24 protein-coding genes are annotated in these 23307 nt (G+C 33.2%); 13 read left to right on the top strand and 11 right to left on the bottom strand.

The window, feature by feature from the left end; translation table 11 throughout:
• Window positions 1-58: 58 nt before the first annotated feature.
• From Q1A60_RS13585 to Q1A60_RS13570, 4 genes are all read left to right on the top strand, one after another.
• Window positions 59-1063, top strand: coding sequence for a 4-hydroxyproline epimerase (locus Q1A60_RS13585; RefSeq protein WP_299768458.1), 1005 nt, complete (start codon window positions 59-61; stop codon window positions 1061-1063).
• A gap of 295 nt (window positions 1064-1358) precedes the next feature.
• Complete coding sequence (locus Q1A60_RS13580; RefSeq protein WP_299768461.1) at window positions 1359-2603, top strand: FAD-dependent oxidoreductase; 1245 nt, start codon at window positions 1359-1361, stop codon at window positions 2601-2603.
• 308 nt (window positions 2604-2911) lie between these two features.
• The gene (locus tag Q1A60_RS13575; RefSeq protein WP_299768463.1) at window positions 2912-3802 is read left to right on the top strand and encodes a hypothetical protein; all 891 of its coding nucleotides are present in this window, start codon (window positions 2912-2914) and stop codon (window positions 3800-3802) included.
• A 463-nt stretch (window positions 3803-4265) separates the two neighbouring features.
• On the top strand, window positions 4266-6818 hold the full coding sequence (locus Q1A60_RS13570; protein ID WP_299768466.1) for a T9SS type A sorting domain-containing protein: 2553 nt from the start codon (window positions 4266-4268) through the stop codon (window positions 6816-6818).
• Window positions 6819-6920: 102 nt separating this feature from the next.
• On the opposite strand, the gene Q1A60_RS13565 is transcribed toward Q1A60_RS13570, so the two are convergent.
• The 3 genes from Q1A60_RS13565 to Q1A60_RS13555 form a co-directional block, all read right to left on the bottom strand.
• Window positions 6921-7379: an STM3941 family protein gene (locus tag Q1A60_RS13565; RefSeq protein WP_299768469.1), complete on the bottom strand. Its 459-nt coding sequence runs from the start codon at window positions 7377-7379 to the stop codon at window positions 6921-6923.
• Window positions 7380-7394: 15 nt separating this feature from the next.
• A complete protein-coding gene (locus tag Q1A60_RS13560; protein ID WP_299768472.1) occupies window positions 7395-8159 on the bottom strand; it encodes a hypothetical protein in 765 nt (254 codons plus the stop codon).
• Window positions 8160-8298: 139 nt separating this feature from the next.
• Window positions 8299-10332 carry a tetratricopeptide repeat protein gene (locus Q1A60_RS13555; RefSeq protein ID WP_299768475.1) on the bottom strand — a complete coding sequence of 678 codons (2034 nt, stop codon included), beginning with the start codon at window positions 10330-10332 and terminating at the stop codon, window positions 8299-8301.
• A gap of 393 nt (window positions 10333-10725) precedes the next feature.
• Between Q1A60_RS13555 and Q1A60_RS13550 the strand changes: the two genes are divergently transcribed.
• Genes Q1A60_RS13550 through Q1A60_RS13540 form a run of 3 tightly spaced genes read left to right on the top strand, consistent with a single transcriptional unit; the run spans window position 10726 to window position 12394 of the window.
• Window positions 10726-10860, top strand: a complete 135-nt coding sequence (locus Q1A60_RS13550) for a hypothetical protein (protein WP_299768478.1) — start codon at window positions 10726-10728, stop codon at window positions 10858-10860.
• Window positions 10861-10888: 28 nt separating this feature from the next.
• On the top strand, window positions 10889-11125 hold the full coding sequence (locus Q1A60_RS13545; protein ID WP_299768481.1) for a hypothetical protein: 237 nt from the start codon (window positions 10889-10891) through the stop codon (window positions 11123-11125).
• Window positions 11126-11152: 27 nt separating this feature from the next.
• The gene (locus Q1A60_RS13540) at window positions 11153-12394 is read left to right on the top strand and encodes a sugar isomerase (protein ID WP_299768484.1); all 1242 of its coding nucleotides are present in this window, start codon (window positions 11153-11155) and stop codon (window positions 12392-12394) included.
• A 4-nt stretch (window positions 12395-12398) separates the two neighbouring features.
• Here the strand turns inward: Q1A60_RS13540 and Q1A60_RS13535 are convergent, their stop codons facing one another.
• The 8 genes from Q1A60_RS13535 to Q1A60_RS13500 form a co-directional block, all read right to left on the bottom strand.
• Window positions 12399-12680, bottom strand: a complete 282-nt coding sequence (locus Q1A60_RS13535; protein ID WP_299768487.1) for a DUF427 domain-containing protein — start codon at window positions 12678-12680, stop codon at window positions 12399-12401.
• A gap of 20 nt (window positions 12681-12700) precedes the next feature.
• Entirely contained in the window at window positions 12701-13666 is a 966-nt protein-coding gene (locus tag Q1A60_RS13530) for an L-histidine N(alpha)-methyltransferase (RefSeq protein ID WP_299768490.1), read from the bottom strand.
• A gap of 38 nt (window positions 13667-13704) precedes the next feature.
• Window positions 13705-14865, bottom strand: coding sequence for an ergothioneine biosynthesis protein EgtB (egtB, locus tag Q1A60_RS13525; RefSeq protein ID WP_299768493.1), 1161 nt, complete (start codon window positions 14863-14865; stop codon window positions 13705-13707).
• 121 nt (window positions 14866-14986) lie between these two features.
• Complete coding sequence (locus Q1A60_RS13520) at window positions 14987-15433, bottom strand: energy transducer TonB (protein WP_299768496.1); 447 nt, start codon at window positions 15431-15433, stop codon at window positions 14987-14989.
• 34 nt (window positions 15434-15467) lie between these two features.
• Window positions 15468-15875, bottom strand: a complete 408-nt coding sequence (locus Q1A60_RS13515; RefSeq protein WP_299768499.1) for an energy transducer TonB — start codon at window positions 15873-15875, stop codon at window positions 15468-15470.
• Window positions 15876-15907: 32 nt separating this feature from the next.
• Entirely contained in the window at window positions 15908-16732 is an 825-nt protein-coding gene (locus Q1A60_RS13510) for a thymidylate synthase (RefSeq protein ID WP_299768502.1), read from the bottom strand.
• Between the two features lie 200 nt (window positions 16733-16932).
• Entirely contained in the window at window positions 16933-17184 is a 252-nt protein-coding gene (locus Q1A60_RS13505) for a hypothetical protein (protein WP_299768505.1), read from the bottom strand.
• 99 nt (window positions 17185-17283) lie between these two features.
• Complete coding sequence (locus tag Q1A60_RS13500) at window positions 17284-19014, bottom strand: AraC family transcriptional regulator (RefSeq protein ID WP_299768508.1); 1731 nt, start codon at window positions 19012-19014, stop codon at window positions 17284-17286.
• A gap of 443 nt (window positions 19015-19457) precedes the next feature.
• On the opposite strand from Q1A60_RS13500, the gene Q1A60_RS13495 reads away from it, so the two are divergent.
• From Q1A60_RS13495 to Q1A60_RS13470, 6 genes are all read left to right on the top strand, one after another.
• The gene (locus Q1A60_RS13495) at window positions 19458-19643 is read left to right on the top strand and encodes a hypothetical protein (RefSeq protein WP_299768511.1); all 186 of its coding nucleotides are present in this window, start codon (window positions 19458-19460) and stop codon (window positions 19641-19643) included.
• A 312-nt stretch (window positions 19644-19955) separates the two neighbouring features.
• Complete coding sequence (locus tag Q1A60_RS13490; protein ID WP_299768514.1) at window positions 19956-21689, top strand: helix-turn-helix domain-containing protein; 1734 nt, start codon at window positions 19956-19958, stop codon at window positions 21687-21689.
• Window positions 21690-21863: 174 nt separating this feature from the next.
• On the top strand, window positions 21864-22040 hold the full coding sequence (locus Q1A60_RS13485) for a hypothetical protein (RefSeq protein ID WP_299768517.1): 177 nt from the start codon (window positions 21864-21866) through the stop codon (window positions 22038-22040).
• A 208-nt stretch (window positions 22041-22248) separates the two neighbouring features.
• Window positions 22249-22398, top strand: coding sequence for a hypothetical protein (locus Q1A60_RS13480; RefSeq protein WP_299768520.1), 150 nt, complete (start codon window positions 22249-22251; stop codon window positions 22396-22398).
• A gap of 198 nt (window positions 22399-22596) precedes the next feature.
• On the top strand, window positions 22597-22746 hold the full coding sequence (locus tag Q1A60_RS13475; RefSeq protein WP_299768523.1) for a hypothetical protein: 150 nt from the start codon (window positions 22597-22599) through the stop codon (window positions 22744-22746).
• 362 nt (window positions 22747-23108) lie between these two features.
• Window positions 23109-23252: a hypothetical protein gene (locus tag Q1A60_RS13470; protein WP_300007840.1), complete on the top strand. Its 144-nt coding sequence runs from the start codon at window positions 23109-23111 to the stop codon at window positions 23250-23252.
• Window positions 23253-23307: the final 55 nt, after the last annotated feature.

The raw sequence follows: 23307 nt of genomic DNA, 5'->3' as shown, positions 1-23307 counted from the left end.
AGAAAAAGTATGAACAATTAAGATTCGTCGTTCGTATTTCTAATTTCGTATGTTATATATGACACATAAATTCACTTGTATAGACGCACACACCTGTGGTAACCCTGTCCGACTAGTAAAAGAAGGTGGTCCAGAACTTATAGGGAATTCTATGAGTGAAAAACGCCAGCATTTTATTAATGAATATGATTGGATCCGTAGAGGATTAATGTTTGAACCTCGAGGTCATGATATGATGAGTGGAAGTATCTTATATCCACCACATGATCCAAAAAATGATGTAGGTGTATTATTTATTGAAACCTCAGGGTGTTTACCGATGTGTGGACATGGTACTATTGGCACCATGACTATTGCTATCGAAGAAGGATTGATCCAACCCAAAACACCTGGTAAAGTCCGTATGGAAGCGCCAGCTGGATTGGTAGAAATAGAGTATCAACAAACAGGAGAGAAAGTAGATTGGGTAAAACTAACGAATGTTGCTTCTTACCTTGCTGCCGAAAACTTAACGGTTGATTGCCCAGACCTAGGTGAAATCACCTTTGATGTGGCCTACGGTGGAAACTATTATGCCATTGTAGATCCGCAAAAAAACTTCTCGGGAGTACATAATTTTACAGCCAGTCAGATTATACAGTATAGTCAAGTAGTGAGAGAACGTATTAAAGAGAACTATCCAGATCAATTTATTCATCCAGAAAATGAGACCATTCGTGATGTCACACATTTGCTCTGGACAGGTGACCCTATAGATCCTAAATCTTCAGGAAGAAACGCTGTTTTTTATGGAGATAAAGCTATTGACCGTAGCCCTTGCGGAACAGGGACATCGGCACGATTGGCGCAATTACATGCCAAAGGAAAATTAGGAATAAATGAAGCCTATATCCATGAAAGTTTTATAGGATCTACATTTGTAGGTCGTGTAGAAAAAGAAGTAACTATTGGAACTCATAAAGCGATCATTCCAAGTATTCAAGGTTGGGCGCGTGTGTATGGACAAAACACGATTACGATAGATGAAGATGATCCGTATGCGTTTGGGTTTTCGGTGATATGATGAAGTGATGAATAACATAAGGTGATTGAGTGGTTTTAAAACGAAATAGCGTGAAGTTTAAAACTTGCGCTGCATTGAGCTTGTCGAAATGTATCGAAACCACCGAGTACAGAATTACGAACGACGAATGTAGAGATGAAAAAATAATGCTGTGAATAATTTTTTGGAATATAAATAACTGTATAACGATTTATTTTATTTCTTTCATTAACCCATTAACCCATTAACCCATTAACCCATTAACCCATTAACCCATTAACCCATTAACCCATTAAATCATTAAATCATTGCAAAAGTGAAACATTGTATCATCATCGGCGGCGGAATTATAGGATTATCTTGTGCGTATTTCTTACATAAATCAGGGCATCAGGTAACAGTGATAGACCAATCTAAAATGCAAGGTGGTGCCTCATATGTAAATGCAGGCTATTTAGCGCCTAGTCACTTGATTCCGTTATCGGCACCTGGCGTTATGAAACAAGGGTTAAAATGGATGCTGGATAAAAAAAGCCCTCTATATATTAAACCTCGTTTAAATTCAGATTTGATAAAATGGACGTGGGCCTTTAATAAGTCCTGTACCTCAAAACATGTACAACGTGCGGTGCCAGCCATGCGAGAAATTGCCGTTATGGGACGTGATTTATACGATCAAATAAAACAAGAAGAAAAGTTTGATTTTCAACTGGAGAAAAAAGGATTGTTTATGCTCTGCCAATCAGAACATATTCTGGAAGAAGAAAGTCATTTGGTAGATTATGCCTTGAAAGAAGGATTAGTTGCTCGGACGGTTACATCACAAGAAGTACAACAAATGATGCCTGATGCACAATTAAATATTGTAGGAGCGACCTATTTTGAATGTGATCACCATACGACTCCCGATGAGTTTATGGAAGATTTAAAAGCATACTTAATCAAATCTGGCGTTACGATTCGGAAAGAAGAGAAAGTAACGGATATTGGTGTTCAAAATGGAACAATATCGCATGTGCAAACCGATAAAGAACAGCTCAAAGCAGATGAGTATGTACTCGCCGCGGGATCATGGACAAGTACGCTTTCGCGAAAGCTGAATTTGAATCTTTTATTACAAGCAGGAAAAGGATATCGTATACAAACCACAACGCCCACAGGAATTACTTATCCATCTATACTCGCTGAACGGAAAGTAGCCATCACCCCAATGAACGGATTTACACGTTTTGCAGGAACGATGGAAATAGCAGGAATTAATCAAACAATTAATACAACAAGAGTAGAAGCTATTGCAGAAGGAGTAACGCAGTACTTCCCAGAAGTAAAAATTTCTAAAATAGAAAAATCACAAGCGGCTTCTGGCTTGCGCCCCGTATCTCCAGACGGAATGCCTTATATCGGGAAAAGTGCAAAATGTAAAAACCTAACGATTGCAACAGGACATGCAATGATGGGATGGAGTTTAGGGCCTTCTACAGGGAAGCTAGTGCAAGAAGTTATTGATGAGATACAACCCAGTATGGATATGTCATTGTTTCATCCAGATAGGAAGTTTTAATCTCCAATGAGATAATGATATAATATAATAATGAATACTATAAGGTGATTGAGTGATTTTAAAACGAAACAACGTGAATTTTAAAATTGCGTTGCATTGAGCTTGTCGAAATGTATCGAAATTACCGAGTACAGAATTACGAACGACGAACGACGAATGTAGAGCGATAAAAAAATAATGCTGTGAATAAATTTTGAAATATAATTAATTATGTAACAATTTATTTTATTTCTTCCATTAACCCATTAACCCATTAACCCATTAACCCATTAACCCATTAACCCATTAACCCATTATTTCATTAAACAATGACAGATATTACACTCCTTACTTGCAAAACCTATTTTCAACCCAAAGAGGTGACGCCTTATATTTCTAATATTTTACAGGAACGAAAACTTTTGCAAGCAGCTCTAGAAAAACGAGGGGTAAAAGTAGATTGCACCTATTGGGATGATCCTAATTACGATTGGTCACAAACAAAAGCAGTTGTTTTTAGAACGATATGGGATTATTTTGAGCGATATGATGAATTCTCTATATGGATTGAAAAGGTAAAAACACAAACACAATTAATCAATCCAAAATCCCTTATCGATTGGAATATCGATAAACATTACTTAGCAGGTTTAGAAAAAAAAGGAATTGCGATTGTTCCTACAGCTTATGTAGATACGGATGCGTATCGCTCTATAGATAGTGTATGTGCTGAAAAAGGATGGACAGATGTTGTGATAAAACCAGCAATTGCTGGAGGTGCATTTCATACACATAAAGTATGTCAAGAAGAAAGAACTTCGTTTGAAGACTTATTTAAAAAACTGGTAAGTGAGCGGGATATGTTGATACAACCGTTCCAAGAAACAATTACGAGTTTCGGGGAAGCGTCTCTTATGGTATTTAATGGGAAATATACACATGCCATTCTTAAAAAAGCCAAAGCAGGTGATTATCGAGTGCAAGACGATTTTGGAGGTACGGTATATGATTATACACCAACTCCTGAGGAAATTGCTTTTGCAGAAAATGTGTTTAATGCTTGTGATCCTATGCCTGCCTATGGTCGAGCAGATATTATTTGGGATACAGAAGGAACCATTCTTTTAGGTGAGCTTGAAATCATAGAACCCGAGCTTTGGGTACGTAATCAACCCGTTTCTGCCGAAGAATTTGCAGAGGGTATTTTAAAGTATCTATAGTTTTTATATAAGAATATTGATTCCTTCACTCATGGAAAATAGAACATAGATTATTTGTTGAAATTAAGTTGTTTTTTTCTTTTTCTCCAGTATAGTAAAGTGTTTTCGTTGAAAATTTTTGAAGCCTTGGAAAAAATTTAGAAAACTCTTTATGGTTTTTCGCTTTAAGCGAAAAAATACCTAAGAAAAAGTGTCTTTTCTTTTGGTTCCGTTTTCTTTGGACAAGCAAAGAAAATGAACAACTTTGTCTATTGTCAATGAATAAATTGAAATTTAATTAGAATTAAACAAAAAGTACTAATTGATTCTTTGCATAGAAAAAGTGAAGTTAAAATAATAGTCTAAACCATTTAACGAGTCTAAAATACCACTCGTCTATAGTTCCTGATGACCTAACGAATTTTATAAAATAGGGAGGCTCTTCGGTCTACATTTGTTCTTATAAAACAAAAAGACCCAGGCCATGAAAAGATTATTACTACTGGTATTAACATTTATAACGCTAACCTCACAAGCTCAAGACATTCCTTTTAATTGTGATTACAATGCTTATTTATTTCAGTATAATGATGTGTATGCGATTGATTTGGCTTCTGGAAACTCATACTTGGCAGCAGAAAACGTAACCGAAGGAAATATAAATGCTACAGCACATAATGGAACAGATGGTTTTATATGGGGGTCATTAAGCACTCCTTCAAAAACCATTGTACGTATAGGAAAGAACTTTACAACGACTACTTTTTATGTGCCAGAATTACCAACGAGTAATAGATACATTGGAGATATTAGTTTAGATGGCGTGTATTATCTTAAATCCGGAGGTACAACCTATTATAAAATAGATGTACATCCAGAATCTGAAAATTATGGAAAATATATAGCTACAGAATCATTATCGCAAGGAATTAGTATTCATGATTGGGCATTTAATGCAGTAGATGGGCTTTTATATGCCGTAGAAAGAAATACTAATATTTTGTATCGAATAGATCCTTCAAATGGGGCGGTACAATCACTTGGAGAAGTACCTATTTTATCAGGCTTAGATTATACCTATGGAGCTGTTTATTTTGATACTTCAGGACGTTTTTATGTCTCTGCAAACCAGACAGGGGCAATCTATGTAATTCATAGCGTACAAAATTTGGATGGTAATATTGAGATAGATTCAAACTTATTTGCTTTTGGACCTTCAAGCTCGAGTAATGATGGAGCTCGTTGTTGCACAGCACCTGTTCTGCAAGAAATCTGCGATAACGGAATAGATGATGATGGAGATGGATTGATAGATTGTGAAGATCCTTCATGTTCTGGATATGGGTATTGTGAAGTTATAGAAGCACCTAGTTCTAGTGCAAATAATGGAGGCTTAGAAAGTAATAATAGACTTTCTGATGTGATTAACCAACGTAGTTATAACCGAGCTAAAACAAATTATACATTTAATAAAGAAACAGCAGCGCGTGTCGAGAAAACTTCAAATTACGCACATCGTAACGCAGATGCATCAATACAATTAGAAGATTTTATTCCACTAGAAATAATTGATGAATCGTATGTTGTAGCATCCACTCCAGAAGATTTAATTACAATTACCAATGCCACCGAAGTATATGCGGTAGACTACATCAAAGAAGACATATCAGTGGCGTCTATTCTAGCGCTTAAAACAGAAGATGGCGTGTATGAGCACACCAAATATATATGTGATCGTTTATTAGGCGGAGAATTGATTTCTGTGTCTACCATCGATATTAATGAGCAGCCTTTTATAAAATCATTGATCAAAAATCCTGATGGTACTGTAGAATTTGTGTTAAGCCTTTCGGCGAAAGCTATTACAGGAGATACTGAGTTTGCCGTAGAGAGTCATTGGAACTTAGATCAGTATGAAGAAGATGTCACGTATTATAATTTTCAAATCTGGTCAAACTCTATAGATGATTTATATCTATTAGGAACCGAAGTATTAAACTTACTTAACATTGAAAAACCAATTACTGAGTATGATAATTCAACGCCACCTACGGTATTCGTACGAAAAGGAGCCTATGTAAACGGGGGATTAGATCTAGAGATCATCAATACCAATCAAACAGAAGAAATTGCATTTGATGCAGGTATTCGCACTACAGAAACTAGTGAAGTAGTTACGATGGCATCTACGATCGATTTACAAGGAGATTATATTACAAATGTGACTATAGAAACTGGAAATTTATTTGATATTGGATTTAGAATAGGAGATGGGATTGCTACACCTGATGATTTGTTTATGTCAGATGGGCCTTGGGGAATAGATGATAGCCAAGAAGGAACGACAGTACAAGACTATATCGTGAACCCAAATACAGAAACCTTTGATATAGATCTATTTCCAATAGAACGAAATGTACATGTAGAAGCAACTACGAGTTCTTATGTAGCTACATACAGAGCATTAACGCCTCGATTCCAAGCCGTAGATGTATCTGAGTATACGAGCTTTACATTAGAAGCAAGAGGAACAGGAGATTTAGAAATCACATTTGTAAAACAGAGTATAGATGCCTGGGAAGATCAATACAAGCAAACGATTACATTGACAGATGAATTACAAGAGTTTATGGTGCCTGTAGAAGCAGCAGATCTTACGGATGTAGTTACTATTGTCTTTACAATGGTTTCAGAAAGTGGCAGCTTAGAAACAAAAGAAATGGATATCCAGCAGCTTCGTTTTTCAAATGAATCTGTATTGGCAGTAGATGCCTTTGAAACAGAAAGTACAACCTTAAGGAATTATCCAAACCCTTTTACAAGTAGTACAACAATACAATTACCACAAATGGCGAGCAACATAAAAATAGAAGTATATGATATGTTGGGGAGCCTAGTAGATCAAAAGGATATACAACCCCATTCAAGTAACCAAGCTATCTCGTATAGTGCACCACAACTGGTTACGGGGATGTATGTCTATAGAATTACAGACGATCAACAACACACCTATACTGGACGATTTATGATTAAATAGTGATTAGTTTTTAATTGATTTTATGGTGAGAAAAAGTCTCCGTGGGGTAGGGCCCATGGGGGCTTTTTTGTTTAGGAAAATAGAATGTGATACATATTATTACTACATATTATGTTTAGCTTTCCATTCATTCATAAGTTGCGTCAATGCTTTAGCAGACATTCCATAAGTATCAGGTAAAGCCCCTTCGCTTCCAGAAAGTATTTTAGCAATCTTTTTCCCGTTTTTATATTTTGTGTGCTCTTCATTATAGTTTAACATGACCATTTTATTAGGTCCGATATAGTCTGTGCTGAACTCTTTAACATCACTCCATTTAGTAAAATTGGATTTGAAAAGAGTTCGCATTTCAAACCCCTCTTTGGTTAATTTTAAATATGAAGTGTTTGGGAATAATTGGATTGTAAATATGATGATTCCTAATCCAAAGAAAATGATGGTAATAATACCTATGAAGAATTTTTCTTCAAGCATCAGATACCCTCCAAGTACAAATAAAATACTAATGACTATAAGTATTATGCTTTTTGTTTTTTTCGGTCTTAATATTTTGGATTCCATTATTAGTTATAGTTTTTAGATTAAACTCCACCACAAAATACTTGTTATAGCAAAAACAACAAGCACAAAGAGTAGTCCGTTGGTTCTTTTAATTTTAAAAATTTCTAAGACTTTAATCCGATTTAAAAAGTATACGATTCCAAATAAAACTACAAAAAGTAAAATGATACTTAAGATAGTAGGTCTTGGAAATAAAGTATCTAGTATTGCAGAAAGTCCGTCAGTACTCCCCATAGAATATTTATATGAAATTATTCCAGAATAAATAGTTGAAAATGCTAAGTATGTTTGGAGCCCAACGATTAAATACCATCCATATTTTTTACTTTTCCATAATCCATATATACCTATTGGAAACAGGATATAGGGAAATAAATATTCTATATAGCTTAGATCCCAATTTGCAATGTCTTCAAAGAAGGCTATGATCATCCTAATATCATTAAATAAATAGTATATGTAGGAGATACTCAAAAAAATACAAAGGGAAAGTATGGTTTTTGGAAGCGTATCTTTTTCTGTGGGAATTAGGAATTTACTATAACTGATTGCTTTGTTTTTGAGTTCAGTTTTTTCTTTTTCTTTTTCTAATTTTAGTTGATTAGCTTTTTGAATCTTTTGTTCGAATTGAGCAATTTTCTCTGAACTAATAGCTCTCGCATCAAATTCCTTTTTGGCAGCATCTAATGCTTCCTGTCTGTAACTGCCTTCTTTATAATAAATAATCTCGTAAAGTTCAAAATCTGATCTTTCAGACATTACAATGTCAAATTCACTCATTCTATAATTTCTAATTAGTGTATAAAGTTACTTTTTCTATCGTTAAGATCCTTAAAAGAGTTTATATACAAAACTAAAAGAGGCTCCTATTCACAAGCGAATAGGAGCCTCTTTCTTTAAAACTATAAAGTAAAATATACTACTTCTCTATTTTAAATAGAGGCTTCTTTGTAAGCTGCCATCTTAATTTCACACCTATTTCCATAAATTCAAAACCGGCAGCTGTTTCTGAAGCAATTGTGCTGTATTTTCCATACCCACCTACTTGAAAACGTCCAGTGAGATCATAGGTCAATTTCGCTTCAGCTCTAAAAAGACTAGTAGCACTATTATTTTCTATAAACTGATATCCGCCTGCGATATTGGCACTATACGTCCAGTGGTTCTTTTTTCCTTGAAGGTCTAAAAATGCTTCTAACGCCTGGTATTTTGAAGGGCTAAAGTATAAAGTCGGCACTTGGTTTTTAAAACCTAAGAATTGGTAATTAATACCTCCCTTAAGTGCAGGACGCTTTGTAAATGTATAATACAACGAAGTAAATAATAAATGACGAGTATTCCCGTCGGTTTGTGAGGTGTAGGTATATCCTGTGTACCAACCCAAATTAACGTTGGTTCCCATATTGTAATTCAGGGTATAGTTATTCATAAATATTTTCTCATCTATAAGAGAGGCATTAAAGTTCTGTAACTCTCTACTATATCCTACTTTTAAATATTGTAATGGTAACGGTCTAGATGTTAAAAATAAAGATCCGTTTACATCGGTATACTCATTAGAAGGTGCATTGGCTTTTATAAAACCTAAACTACTTTCTACCCAAGTATTATTGAGTACACGATAATGTGCACCCAGACCCAGTGTCGTATTATATGCCATTTGCTGGCTTACCGTATTCTCTGTAGTTCTATATCCATATTGAGCAAATATTTTAAATCGCTCAGAAAAAGGAATGGTTACAGTTGCATTGATTGCATACGCTTCATTATTTCCATTATCTACGGTATACGCTGCATTTGTATTGATAACTGGAGAAAGGGTGTTTTCAATAGTTTTGATCAAACCTATGGCATCTTTTTGATTTGGATAAAATTGCAATGTCTTTTGCGCATACGTATACGCTTTGGTAAGATTTCCTTGTGCTCTATACGCATTTGCAATGCCAAGATTTCCATCAAAAGAGGTTGAATCTTTAGCAAGCATCTTTTCATAGGTAGTAATGCTCTTTTTAAAATTTCCAGTATACATTCCATAGGTAGCTAGTAAACTAGCTGTTTTTGTGTTTTCTGGGAATGCTTCTGATACTTGTGTGATGGCTGTTTTTGCTTCGGCATATTTGCCATTCCATAATAAGGCTTGTATGTATCGTTCTTTAGCGATTATTATTTTTGTACTATCTGTAGTTTTGACAGCTATCGTAACGGCATTTTTTGCTAAGGATAACGCCTCTTTTTCCTTGTGATTTGTATGAGCAACAAGTGAACGTCCAGTATAAGATGCCACTGAGTCTGTCATGGCTGTATATACTGCTGTTGCTTTTTCATATTCTTTTTGTAATAGATAAATATTAGCTAACAAGCTTTGAGAATCTTTATCTGTTGGGAAATCTACCATGTTTTCCTGTAGAAGAGCAATAGCTATATCAAAGGACTCTTCTTGCATATGTGCAGAAGCTTTTCCTAAACGGATATACTTACGAGAATTCATAGCATTAGCATTGCCAGGTTGTACGCCTAAGGCTTTATTTACATAGTTCAATGCGTCATCATACACTTTAAGATTTGAAAGTGTATTGGCATATCCTAATAAAGCAGAGAAGCTTTCTGGTTGTTCCTTAAGTAATGTTTTGTAAAACGTACGTGCTTCTTGATAGTCTTTATTCCATAATAATGCTTCTGCATAATTTAGTGCTACTTCAAAATCTGTAGGGTAGTCTGATTTTAACGTAGTAAACCATGCTTTTGCTTCTGTTGTTTTTCCTTGTAATCCTATAGCGCGTCCATAACATAGACGTGCTGTCTTGTTAGAAGAGTATTCTTGTAATACTGTTTCAAAAAAATGTTCGGCTTTTTGATATTGACCCGTTTCTAAATAGGTGAAACCTGTTTTCATCTCTTGTGAGTGACCGTATATTCCTATACATAATAACACTATTGTAAGTACTAATTTCATGGTGATTGTTTTACAATAGCAAGGTACGTTTGAGTCACGCTGATACAATCTATAGATAGTTGCAATTCGTCGAAAGTAAATGGTATTTGGTAGTCAGTTATTACATGTAAACGTCAAATGACTAGCCATTTAGGACTTGTGCAGTGCTATAATTCGATTTTGTAATATGCTGTCTATTATGAAATTGTAAGTATGTTGTATACGCTTTAACGCTACACTCCCCCTTTTGGTCGTGAACCTGCCTGCCGGCAGGCAGGAGCGTACCTAGTATCATAAGATTCATATAAAGTAATATTCTTACCATTGAACTATAGCGAATGACCACTCATCGAAAAACATCCAAACATCTACAGTTCATATTCCATATTTGTATCAGAATAAACACCAATAGATATGGAATTTACAGTAATTACAAACCGCACTCACCTTAAAGTAGTACATAATTCGATAGTAAAAGATGGATCACAAGACACATTGCAATTGGTCTATAAACGTCAAGAAAAACCAGTGTATTACTTATATCAATAAATGAGTAATCCTAAAAAATAAAATCACCATGAAACTTACGATTAAAGAAATAAATACGGTGCATTACATAAAAGGAAAATGCGAAGAAGGCCAATTAAAAGAAATCAAGTGTTATATCCTTGAGAAACTTCAAAAAGGTAATAGCGTGATGGTCAATTTAGATCACCTAGAGGATACAAGTCATAAGGTTATTTATATGATACAACGACTCAAAAAAGTATTGACCAATAGAAAACAATTACAGTATAGTAAATGTGCTGTTTAAAGCAGACTCACCATAAAAATTAGAAGTATGTTAGCCCTTACCAAACAACTTAAACGCCGAATTACACCCGAGCAATTCTTTATGATCAGTGTGTTTTTAGTAAACGGTGGAAATTATATATATAATTTAGTACTAGGTCGTGTGTTAGGACCTAAAGCCTTTTCTGATGCCGCAATACTCATTACATTATTGCTAGTGCTATCATTTATTGCAATGACATTTCAACTTGCTGTTGCAAAGTTTACCGTTATTTTCGAATCTGCGGTATTGCATCGTTTTATAAAAATGTGTTATACCTATGCCGTTTCTTTTGCATTGGTATTAGGTATGGGGGTTATTTGGTTTGCAAAAGATTTACAAACGATTTTCCAAACAGAATCACATAGTATGTTTGTGATTTTTGGTACTGCAATTCCTGTTTATTTTATCATGAGTGTACGTAGAGGAGAACTGCAAGGAAGTAAGGATTTTATTAATCTATCTATTACATATCAGTTAGAAATGTGTACACGATTAGCACTTACTTTTTTACTGATCAGTATCTTTCAAATAAACTCTTCTGTAGCCGTAGCGATAGGGATTGGAATTTCATTTCTTGCAGGTGTTTTTCCGCTTAAAAAGAAACAAGGTGACACGTATCCCAGAATTCAACTGTCTGCCAAAGACAAGAAAGCAATTCTTAACTTTTTTATACTTACAGGTTGTTATGAACTTACTCAGATTATCTGTAATAATAGCGATATCTTATTGGTAAAGCACTATTTTCCTGCTCAAGAAGCTGGGTTATATGCCTCATTAGCTTTAATAGGGCGAGTGGTGTATTTCGTGACGTGGATGTTTGTTATGTTACTATTGCCAACAGTTGTAGAGAAGAAGAAAAAAGGAGAAAACACAAAACCAGTACTTGTGAAGTATACTGGGTATATCATCGTATTAGCATCTGCCATTGTAGCATTCACATTTTTATTTCCTGCTTTTTCAGTTCAGCTATTATTTGGAGAAGCGTATACTTCGATTGCTTCTTTATTAGGATGGTACGCGCTTGCTACCTCTTTCTTTGCCGTGTCTAATATTTTTGCTTATTACTTCTTATCACTAGATCATTATATTCCTATTCTTATTGCAGCACTTATGGGAATTTTACAAATAGTATTGATCGTATTTTTTCACAACGACCTATTTCAAGTAGTGTTGATGCAAGTAGTTGCAATGGGGATATTACTTGTATTACAAGTGAGTTACTTCTTTTTGAAAAAGAATGAATTGTAGTAGATTATTCTACTACTTGTACACCTTTCCAAAAAGCAACACGATTTTTAATACTGGTAGCCAACTCGCTTACTTCTGGATAAAACCAAGCAGCATCTGTATTTTGCTTTCCGTTTACATCTAAGGTATAATAGTGTGCTTGTCCTTTCCAAGGGCATACAGAATGCGTGTCACTAGATGCGTAAAATTCTTTTTTAATACTATCATGTGGAAAATAGTGATTTCCTTCAATGACGATGGTGTCATTACTTTCTGCAATAATAGTGTCGTTCCAAATAGCTTTCATAGCTTATGTGTGTATTATGATTATTTCTTTTTGAATAGATAGTTCTTGTAAAATCCTTTACTGTCAACAAATTGGTCTGCAATTTGTAAGCCAGCTTCATCTGCTAACCAAGTAACGACTGTATCATCATATTTCTGACTGATTTCAGTATGAATGGTTTCCCAAGCTTTAAAATTAACATCGAGTTCCAATTTATTTATGCGTACGTGTTGTTCTTTTTTACTTACCAAATAGCTTTTTGCAGTACCCGTTTCTGGATCATAGACTTCCCAATGCGTAAACTGATCTACATCAAAATTGGCATCAAGTTCACTATTAATTCTGTGGAGTACGTTTTTATTAAATGCAGCGGTGATACCTTCTTTATCATTATAGGCATCTAAGATGGTTTGCGGATTTTTCTTTTGGTCAAACCCCATAAATAGTAAATCATCAGTATTCATTCCTTCTCGAATATTAGCTAAAAACTCAATAGCCTTAGGGTGTAATAAATTTCCAATATTAGAACCTAACACCATAATGACTTTTTTACGGGAATTATAGGAAGCTAGGTCTTCTAAAACTTCAAAATAGGTGCCTTGCTGAGGTCTTATGTCAATACCTGGAATTTCTTTTTCGACACTTTCCTTTAAACCATCTAAAACATTCTGACTTATGTCAATGGGTAAATATGAAAAATCTATATTTTGTTGGGTTAAGTACTTTAATAGGACTTTGGTTTTTTTGCCATCACCGGCACCTAGTTCAATAAGGTCAAATCCGTTTTCTCCCTGAAAAGCAGTACTAATAGCTTCTTGTTGAGAAGAGATAATTTCATATTCACTATTGGTAAGATAATAGGTAGGCATTGCCATGATATCTTGAAAAAGTTTATCTCCTTTTTTATCATAAAAGTATTTTGATGATAAGGATTTGGGAAAAGAAGTAAGCCCTTTTATAACGTCTTCTTCAAAGGTAGAAGTATATGTGATTGTTTTTGTAGTCATATGATTGGTTGGTCGTAATAAATAGTATGATCTTTCAGTTATTTTACAAGGCGAAGGCCTGTAAATTGCCAGCGTAATCCTGTCTGAAAGAAGTTGCGATAGGTAGCTCTTGTATGATTTGTAGGTGTTGCCACAGAGCCTCCTCGAAGCACTTTCTGATTGACCATAAACTTCCCATTATATTCCCCCAAAGCACCCGGTTCTTTTGCATATCCAGGGTAGGGGAGATAAGCACTTTCTGTCCATTCCCAACGTTGTCCCCAATTGAATTGAGATTGTGCTACTTCCCATTCAAACTCGGTTGGAAGTCGCATTTCTTTCCATTGTGCATAGGCAAATGCTTCATAATAAGAAATATGTGCTAGCGGTGCTTCTGGATCTATTTTTTGTAATCCTTTAAACGTATATTGATGCCATTCATCATTGATGAGATGCCAATACAATGGCGCTATAATCTTTTGTGTTTGTACCCAATCCCAACCTTCGGCATGCCATAGTAAGGTTTTTTGATAGCCTCTAGCATTTATAAACTCTATAAATTCACCATTGGTTACTAATTTATTAGAAATCTCAAAGTCATGAAGATATACTTTATGTCTTCCCAATTCATTATCATAACAGAAATCGTTTCCTTGATGCCCAATTTCGTAGATTCCTTCAGTAATAGAAATCCATTCTTGTGATTGTTTTTCTATCGTATTTTCAGAAAAAGTGCCGTCATATGCAGGCATTAAAGGGTTATTTCCTAAAATATATTTGATGTCAGTAAGTAATAGCTCTTGATGTTGTTTTTCATGATGGATCCCAATGGTCAACAGTTTTAAGATTTCATCATTTTTGCTTTCTTCAAGTAGCTCAATCAATCCTTCTGTAACGTATTTTCTATAGGCATATACTTGTGCAACGGTAGGTCTTGATAAATTACCACGATCTGTACGAACTACACGTTTACCAACACTTTCATAATAGCTGTTAAAAACAAACGCAAAGTCATCACTAAAGATGGTATATCCTGGCTTATGGTGTTTTAATATAAATTCTTCAAAAAACCATGTCGTATGTCCTAAATGCCATTTGGGTGGAGATACATCTACAATGGGTTGTACCACATAATCTTCGGTTTGTAAAGGGGTACAGATGGTTTCTGTATGTTTTCTTGTTTCTTTAAAGAAATCAAGGAGGGTTTGAGTTGTTATCATAGCAAAAGAGTGACCATCTATAGGTCACTCTCAAAGTTACTAATTTTATACGCTTTCGCGAAAGCGGACTCACGTTAAGACATCGTTAAAGTGTCTTTTGGAGTAATTTTATAAAAAGGCATTACCCTTTCTTGGTGTTATCTTCTATGTAAAAAGTGATAGGTAATGAATATAATACTCCTACATTTTTACCTTTTTGTTTTCCAGGTTGTAATCTAGGAAGTTTTTTCATGACACGAATGGCTTCTTTTTCTAATTTTTTATTTGGGCCACGACTTTTTATGTTTGTCACAAATCCTTCTTTATCTATCTTAAAGTTTACAAAAACATTATGTTTTCCTGATGCAAGTCCTTTAGACGCTTTTTTTATATTGAAGTGTGTGCCTACAAATGCAGCGATATTATCAGACATACATTTTTTAAGTAATGCATTGTCTTCTCCAGTACATCCTGGATATACAGGAACGTTTTCTATAATAGCAAACGGTAGATCTTTTGGAACAGCATCTTCTGTTACTTCTATAATTTCTACATCTTCTTGTGCTTGTAATGTGTTTATTGAAATCATTACAAACAGGATAATAACGATATATTTCAAAGCTTTAGAATGTAAATGGAAGCTTATATTTACGTACTTCTGGTGTTCCTCCAGAGTGTCCTGGTTTCACATCTGGCATCGACATGATTTTACGCTTAATCTCTGCTTGTAGTTCTTTAGATCCGCCTTCCATTCCTTTGATTTCTGGACGTCCTTTTGTGTTGATAATCATATCAACGACTACACGAGTTCCGCTTTTATGTCCTGCAGGAAATTTAAAACCACGTACAACATGGTTTGCCAATTTTTGTCTAAAACAATTGTTCTTTTGGTTGATAGAACCATCACATCCAGGCCAAGTAGGCGGCACTTCACTAATGGTAAGTGTTGTGGTACGTTTCATAGATACACCTTCTTGTGCAAAAGATACAGTACTTACTAATACGAAAAGAACTAGGGCTAATTTCTTCATTTTTTTGATTTGCTTTTTAGTTTATTATTGGTTTAAACTGCAACTGCTCCTTTAATATGTGGATGCGGATTGTAGTTTTCTAAGGTGAAGTCATCAAATTTGAAGCCAAAAATGTCTTTTACCTCAGAATTTATTTTTAAAGTGGGTAAAGTACGCAATTCTCTGGACAATTGTAACTCGACTTGTTCAAAGTGATTACTGTAGATATGTGCATCTCCAAAGGTGTGTATAAAATCTCCTGCTTCATAGCCACATACTTGTGCCATCATCATGGTAAGTAAGGCATAACTTGCGATATTAAAAGGAACGCCTAAGAAAATATCGGCAGAGCGTTGATAGAGTTGGCAACTCAATTTTCCATTGGCCACATAAAATTGAAAAAAGGCATGACAAGGCGGTAATGCTGCTTTTCCATTGGCAACATTTTCAGAAAATGATTTTGAGGTATCAGGAAGCACGCCAGGGTTCCAAGCACTTACAAGCATACGTCTGCTATTAGGATTGGTTTTAAGCGTTTCTATAATTTCAGCAATCTGATCTATTTCTTCGCCATTCCAACTACGCCATTGGTGGCCATATACGGGACCTAAATCACCATTCTCATCAGCCCATTCATTCCAAATACGCACACCGTTTTCTTGCAAATATTTCACATTAGTATCTCCATTCAGAAACCATAAGAGTTCGTATATAATAGATTTTAAATGGAGTTTTTTTGTGGTAACCATGGGAAATCCTTCAGAGAGGTCAAAACGCATTTGATAGCCAAAAACACTTTTTGTACCTGTTCCTGTACGGTCTCCTTTTTCATTTCCATTTTCAAGTACGTGACGTATAAGGTCGTGGTATTGCTTCATAATAATTGCCCGTGGAGACGGGTAACTTTTTACCCCTGTAAAACAGGATTTATTTATTTATTTTTCTGGTATACGCTTTCGCGAAAGCATAACAAATACCCTCACAAAAAGTGCTCTAAAATAAAAACACCTTCCGAGCTATACAACGGAAGGCGCTTGTAGTTATTATAAGTTGTTAACTGAATACGATTATTGGAATATTAGCAACCTAAACTCACAATTTCTGTACCCGTACCACCTGGTCTACCATTACAGGTGTTGTCATTTTCAGTGTCGCAAACCCCATTAGGTCTACTTACTCTTGGACATAAAGGAGATATATCTGATGCACCTTGACCAGTACATGTAGTCTCTTCGTCTGTATTTTGTGACCCTCCATTTATAGAATGAAGATCATTTAATTTTGAAATTACAAGTTTGTTTAATTCAAGTACTTTTTTTGATTTTTTCATAAGGTTTTATTGTTTAAATATGTGTGCTAAATCTAAGTGTAATTACTATCTGAGAAGTAAATATATATTGTGAAATAGTCTAAATTCTTAGAATTACGACTAATTTTCTACGTTCTTTTTGAGGTTTCTAATGTAATATGAAGGTCTAATCCCTGTTTTGTTTTTAAAGGCTCTAGCAAATGATTCTGGCGTGTTAAAACCAGCTTCTTCACTAATGGTTTTGATGGTATATTTTTGTAGCGTGGTATTTTCCTTTAATTCTTTTAAGATATAATCTACTCTAAGACTATTGATATAGTTTACGAAGGATTTATTTTTATAGGCATTTATAATTTTAGGTAAGTATTTCGTATTTGTAGTACATTTTTTTGCAAGAATAGATAGCGTGATATCTTTCTGTAAGAAACCTTCTTTTTCTTCAAATTCAGTAAGTTTATCTACGATTGTATTAATGGTGGTTTCATCAATGACATCGAGTAATTTTTCTTCAGTAGTTAAAGACGTATATGAAGGTGTGTTTTTCTCTTTATGTGTATCTAATTCAGAAATAATTTTATTAAATCTATCTTTATACGTTTTATGTTTTTTATACTGTATTAAAAATAATATGATAAAAAGTAGAATGAATACACTTAAGTAAATGACTTTTTTGCTAAGTTGTGTTTTCTGTTTTTCTAAGTTCTTAATGATTTCTTCTTTACTTTTTGTTAATTGAAGTGTGTCATATTCTGAATGAAATTTGGTAAGGGTATTTATCTTTCTTTCAGCAGCAATGCTATCAAATTTCATTAGTTTATTTATAGTATTGATCTGTGCATTTGCATCTTTTTGCTTTATATAGTCTTTAATAAAAAATTCATACACTTCTCTAGTTTCTGGAATGATAATATTTGTAGCTGTATATAAAGAATCAATAGTTTGGAAATAACGTTTCGTTTTATCTAGGTTTTTATTTAGAGATTGATTAATCTTTCCTAGGTATAGTAGCGATAGTATGTGATATCTATGACTACTTTTGTTATTTAAATTAATGTTTTGAAGGCCTTGATGTAAGAGTACTCCACTTTCTTTAAGCTTGCCAATTTCATATAAATTAATTCCTTGGTTAATAGTGGCTATATTTAAGTAGAAGTTATTTTTTTTATAACCATGGTCTTTAATATATCTATAGTAATAAGAGGCAGAATCATGTTTTTTGAGGTATCGCATAGATTCAGCCATGTCTACATAAGTGCGTGTTAGAGAAATGGAGTCTATGGGTATCTTTAACTTCTCGTAATGTAAACACTTTTTATAAGTTTCTAAAGCTTCTTTATAATTTCCTATATCTCTTTTTAATTGCGCAATACGATTTAATGCATTAAACTCATAAACTTCACTATTAGCTTTCTTTGAGTTATTATACAATAGTAAATATTCTTGTAGTGCTTCCTCATATTCAAAATGACTGTGGTAATTTATACCAAGCATCAAACGCGCAGATAATGACATGTAAAGCGCTTCTTCTTCTCCTTTAGCAATAGATTTTTTAATAAGATCTAATTTGTCATTTCTGTTTGTAGTATAGTAGGCTAATTGAGATAAAGCAAAAGATTGATTTGCTATATTATTTTCTATAAATCCTTTTTTATAAATAGTGTTTAGGTATACTAATGATGTAACAGTGTCTAAATAATGCGTTCTGAATTGCTTGTCTAAATAATTGAAGTCTTTTCCCTTAAGAGAATCAGGAATTATAAAATCTTTTTCTTGAGCAAAGATATTTTGCGAAATAAGTACTATAAAAATTATATAAATGTAAAGCGATCTTTGCGTCAATGAATACATCATTAATTATTATATTTTTTTGAAAAATAGATAATTTATTTAAAAGAGCCTGTTAGTATTTTCATAAGTATACTTGTTATATATAGGTTATTTGAAGAAGATGTTAAATAAATGATTTTAAATCACTTGTATTAAGGTTGTTAGTTCTTTTTTTTTCTTTTTTGAATTCTTAGAATTCCAACTTTTAATTCTTAGAATTCCGATTAGCTTTCCTTGTCTTTTCTATAAGATTCCCTAATATTTGGAGTATTGGTGGCCAATTAATAAATAGAATACCGTCACATAATCATACTAGCGTGTATATAATTTTTTAATAATCTATTACATAGCTTCTTTATAAAAATATATGGTTAACACAATACATCATATTCTTTAAGATAAAGTAGACATATACTTGAGTGTCTTTAAATGATCAAGAATTCAAATAATACAAAAAACAAGCAATTATGTTAAAATCAATTTCGAATTTAGGAAAAGAATTAAACAAGTCAGAGAAAGAACAAATCAAAGGAGGTTTTGGACCTATTCAAAAGTTTGAATGTATAAATCCATATTTAAATCCAGGAGGAGAATGTATGGACGGTTATGTACCGCATCCAGTTCAAGGTCATTGCATCTGCTGTCAGGCATAACTAGATGATATATAGAAATAGGGAGGTCATTTATTCATAAATGACCTTTTTTATTCTAGTTTTATTCTAGGAAGGTTTTATACCTTGAGGACTATAGATACATGGATATGAGTATTCATATATTCATGAGCTTTTTGAGATAATTTACTTTTCACGTCATTTGATAGATTGATGTATTGCAATGGGCTTTTGTTATGCGCTTTCGCGAAAGCGTATTTAACACCATAAATAAAATAAGTTAATCCCTAAATTTCAGGGGTATATCTTAAAATGAATTCTTATTTTTAGGTCTCTCAACCGACTTAAAAATATATGATGTATTCCCCCTCACGATATAATATATATCTAGCAAGTATTCCTATACTTATTATTTTCTTTTTAAGTATACACAACAAATCATTTGCACAACAAGAAAATATACGCGTCGATTTAAGGCAGGAAACCAATGATCAGCTTTTTTCTAATATCATAGAGTTGTCTCAAGAAAAAGCTATTCCTTATGAAAAAGAATTACTGCGAAGGTTTCAAAGCGATCTCGATAGAGTTGTACTATATGAAAAACTGAGTCGCACATTTTCAAAACAAGGAGATAATAAACGATCTGTATCCTATATCAAAGAAGCTATTTTATATGCTCAGTTTATAAAGAATAAAGAAAAACTCATTGATTTATATACGTCGTTAGGAAGTTTAGAATTGACAGCATGGCGTAATCAAGAAGCACTTGATGCTTATTATAAAGCATTAGAAATTACTCAAAAACAAGGTCAAGATAATCACAGGATAGTTATTATACACCCCAATATTGCTATTATTAGAAGAAGAATGAGGCAGTTAGATAAGGCGCTCGAGGTATGTAATCAAGGACTTGCTATTGTCTCTGAAACAAAGTATCATAATGAACGAGCTCATGTAAACTTACTTACCATAGTTGCAGAAGTACATCTAGATATACAACAATCTAAAAATAAATCAGATGTACAACAATATGACACTGTTTTAACGTATGTCAATCAAGGACTCGCTATGAGTAATGTTTTAGATTATAAGGCAGGCCTGATTGATTTATATACAAAAAAAGGGACCGTTTATTTTTATAAACAGGATTATACGGAAGCATTACAATATTTGAAGATTGCAGATAATATTCTTAAAGAAAGTGACATAAAGAATAAAACCTTTATGATTAATATTAATTATTTTCTGGCGAGTTGTTACATAGAAAAAAAAGAATACAAAAATGCAATTGATAAATTACAGCAGATTATAGATGTAAAAAGAGATGATGAGTCTATAAATCATAGACCACGACTTATTCATGCCTATAAATTAATGGCAACCTCTCATGAAGGTCTTGGCGATCATAAAGAATCTTTGTATTGGTATAGTGAATTTAGTAAACTAAATGAAAAATATCAGAAAAATAGAGACAAGGTTGTAAATAAAATTTATAACAATGATACAGGGATATTAGGCGAAGAAGTAGCAGCTCAAAAAAGGAATGCTATCTATTTTTTATGCCTCCTTATTGCTGTCTCTGGAATTTGTGTTCTTATTTTATACGTGTACAAGAAAAAACAACGTACAAGTCAGCAATCTTTTGATAAACTGCTTAAGAAGGTTGATCAATTGGAAAAGTCTTCTAAAGAATCCTTAAAACCAAAAGAGAAGTCTCGGGAAGTAATTATTGATGATGAAAAAGTGAGAGCTGTACTTAAGGGGCTTAAACGTTTAGAACAACAGGAGTTTTTTCTTAATACAGAATGTAGTTTACGATCTATGGCTAAGAAAGTAAAGACAAATGCTACCTATCTATCTAAAATTATAAATACCCACAAAGGACTTAGTTACAATGATTATATAAATAACTTGCGTATTGATTATGCGGTTAATCGATTAAAAAATGATAAGAAATTCAGATCTTTTTCTATTAAATCTATAGCTACAGAATTAGGATATAAAAGTGATTATTCATTTGCTAAGCATTTTAAATCTAAGACAGGAATCAATCCGTCATATTATATAAAAAAAATACAAGAGATTTAAAATCAATATGTTATTGTTTTTTTTACTTAATTATAGAGCCCTATTTTAAACAATTTAGGGATTGTGAATTATGTTTCTATAGAGATTGCAATTACATTTAAGGAACGCTAAAAATAGATATGTTATAATTTTCAAACATATTAGCTAACATTAATTTTTATAAAACACACTCATATGAAAAAACAAGTAAAGAAAGGTATTAACCTTAATAAACTTACAATTGCTAGAATAGAAACAAGAGGAATGGATATTATTAATGGAGGAGATTGTATTCCTACAGATGGTACTGATTGGTATAAACATAGCAATAACTGTTCAGATCTTTATTGCACCACAAATGATTTACCATAAAAATCATGTAAAGATTCATGAAAACGCTATCCATTGAGGATAGCGTTTTTTTTGCCCTATTTTGTTCAATATAAGGCAACAGTACTTTTTTAACTCTCTATAGTTGACTAATTTGATTCCTGATTGAATACACAATATTTATGTGTTTAATTATAAGGGAACGCCGAAAACCTTAAATAGAGTAGGTCTTTATTAAACCAGAATAATCATGAAAAAGTCATTGAAAGAATTAACACTTAACAAAGAAGTTATCAGTAATCTTGAATTAGATAAAGTTGAAGGTGGAGGTGTAACACATTGCTGTCCTACTGGTGGCGCTTTAAACAGTTGCCCACCTCCAGGAGTATATTGCTACTAGAAAATAGAACTATATACTATTATAATATATAATGAGAAGGACTATCACTTACCTGTGATAGTCCTTTATTATGAATGATACATCCATACAAAATTGCGTTAACAAGTATCGTATTTAGTTTGTCAGAATATGAACTATAATATAAGGGGAAACCGAAAACCTTTAAATAGAGTAGGTCTTTATTAAACTAGAATAATCATGAAAAAGTCATTGAAAGCATTAACACTTAACAAGGAAGTTATCAGTAATCTTGAATTAAATAAAATTGATGGAGGTGGTGCAACACATTGTTGTCCTACAGATGGTCCTTTAAATACCTGCCCACCAAGAGGAGCACAGTGCTACTAGAATAAAATATATCTAATTATAATATAATGTATATTCGTTTAGAGGCCTAATACATTATAAAAAGCTATCTGTAAAAAGATAGCTTTTTTATGTTGTAAATTTTTCCGTAAAAAAACCAAAATACTAGGTTGTTCTAATTATAGTTAAGGTTTTTAAAGTTGTGTTTTGTAAATAATTGATTTTAAGCACCTTATTTTGTTTAATATGAGGTGTGTTAAGTTGTAAGACGTTGATTTACAGTGTATTTTTATAAAGAATCGAAAAATAAATTTTAATTATTTATTGATTTTAGGGACACGCCGAAAACCTATACATAGAGTAGGCTCTTTATTAACTAATACAGAATTATCATGAAAAAATCATTGAAAGAATTATCGCTTAACAAAGAAGTAATTAGTAGTTTAGAATTAAACAAAATTGAAGGACAAGGAACTTGTGGTTGCGGACCAGGAAGCGCTGAAGGAACTTTAATTAGTATCCCACCTCCAGGAATGCAGTGCTTCTAGTATAGAAATTATACATTCATTGTATATTTTAAAAGCTGTCTTACATCGTAAGATG

Origin of the sequence: uncultured Dokdonia sp., from assembly GCF_947492535.1 — a bacterium.
Taxonomy (GTDB): Bacteria; Bacteroidota; Bacteroidia; order Flavobacteriales; family Flavobacteriaceae; genus Dokdonia.
Note: the sequence above shows the minus strand (reverse complement) of the source record. Positions and strands in the feature narration are given on the sequence as shown.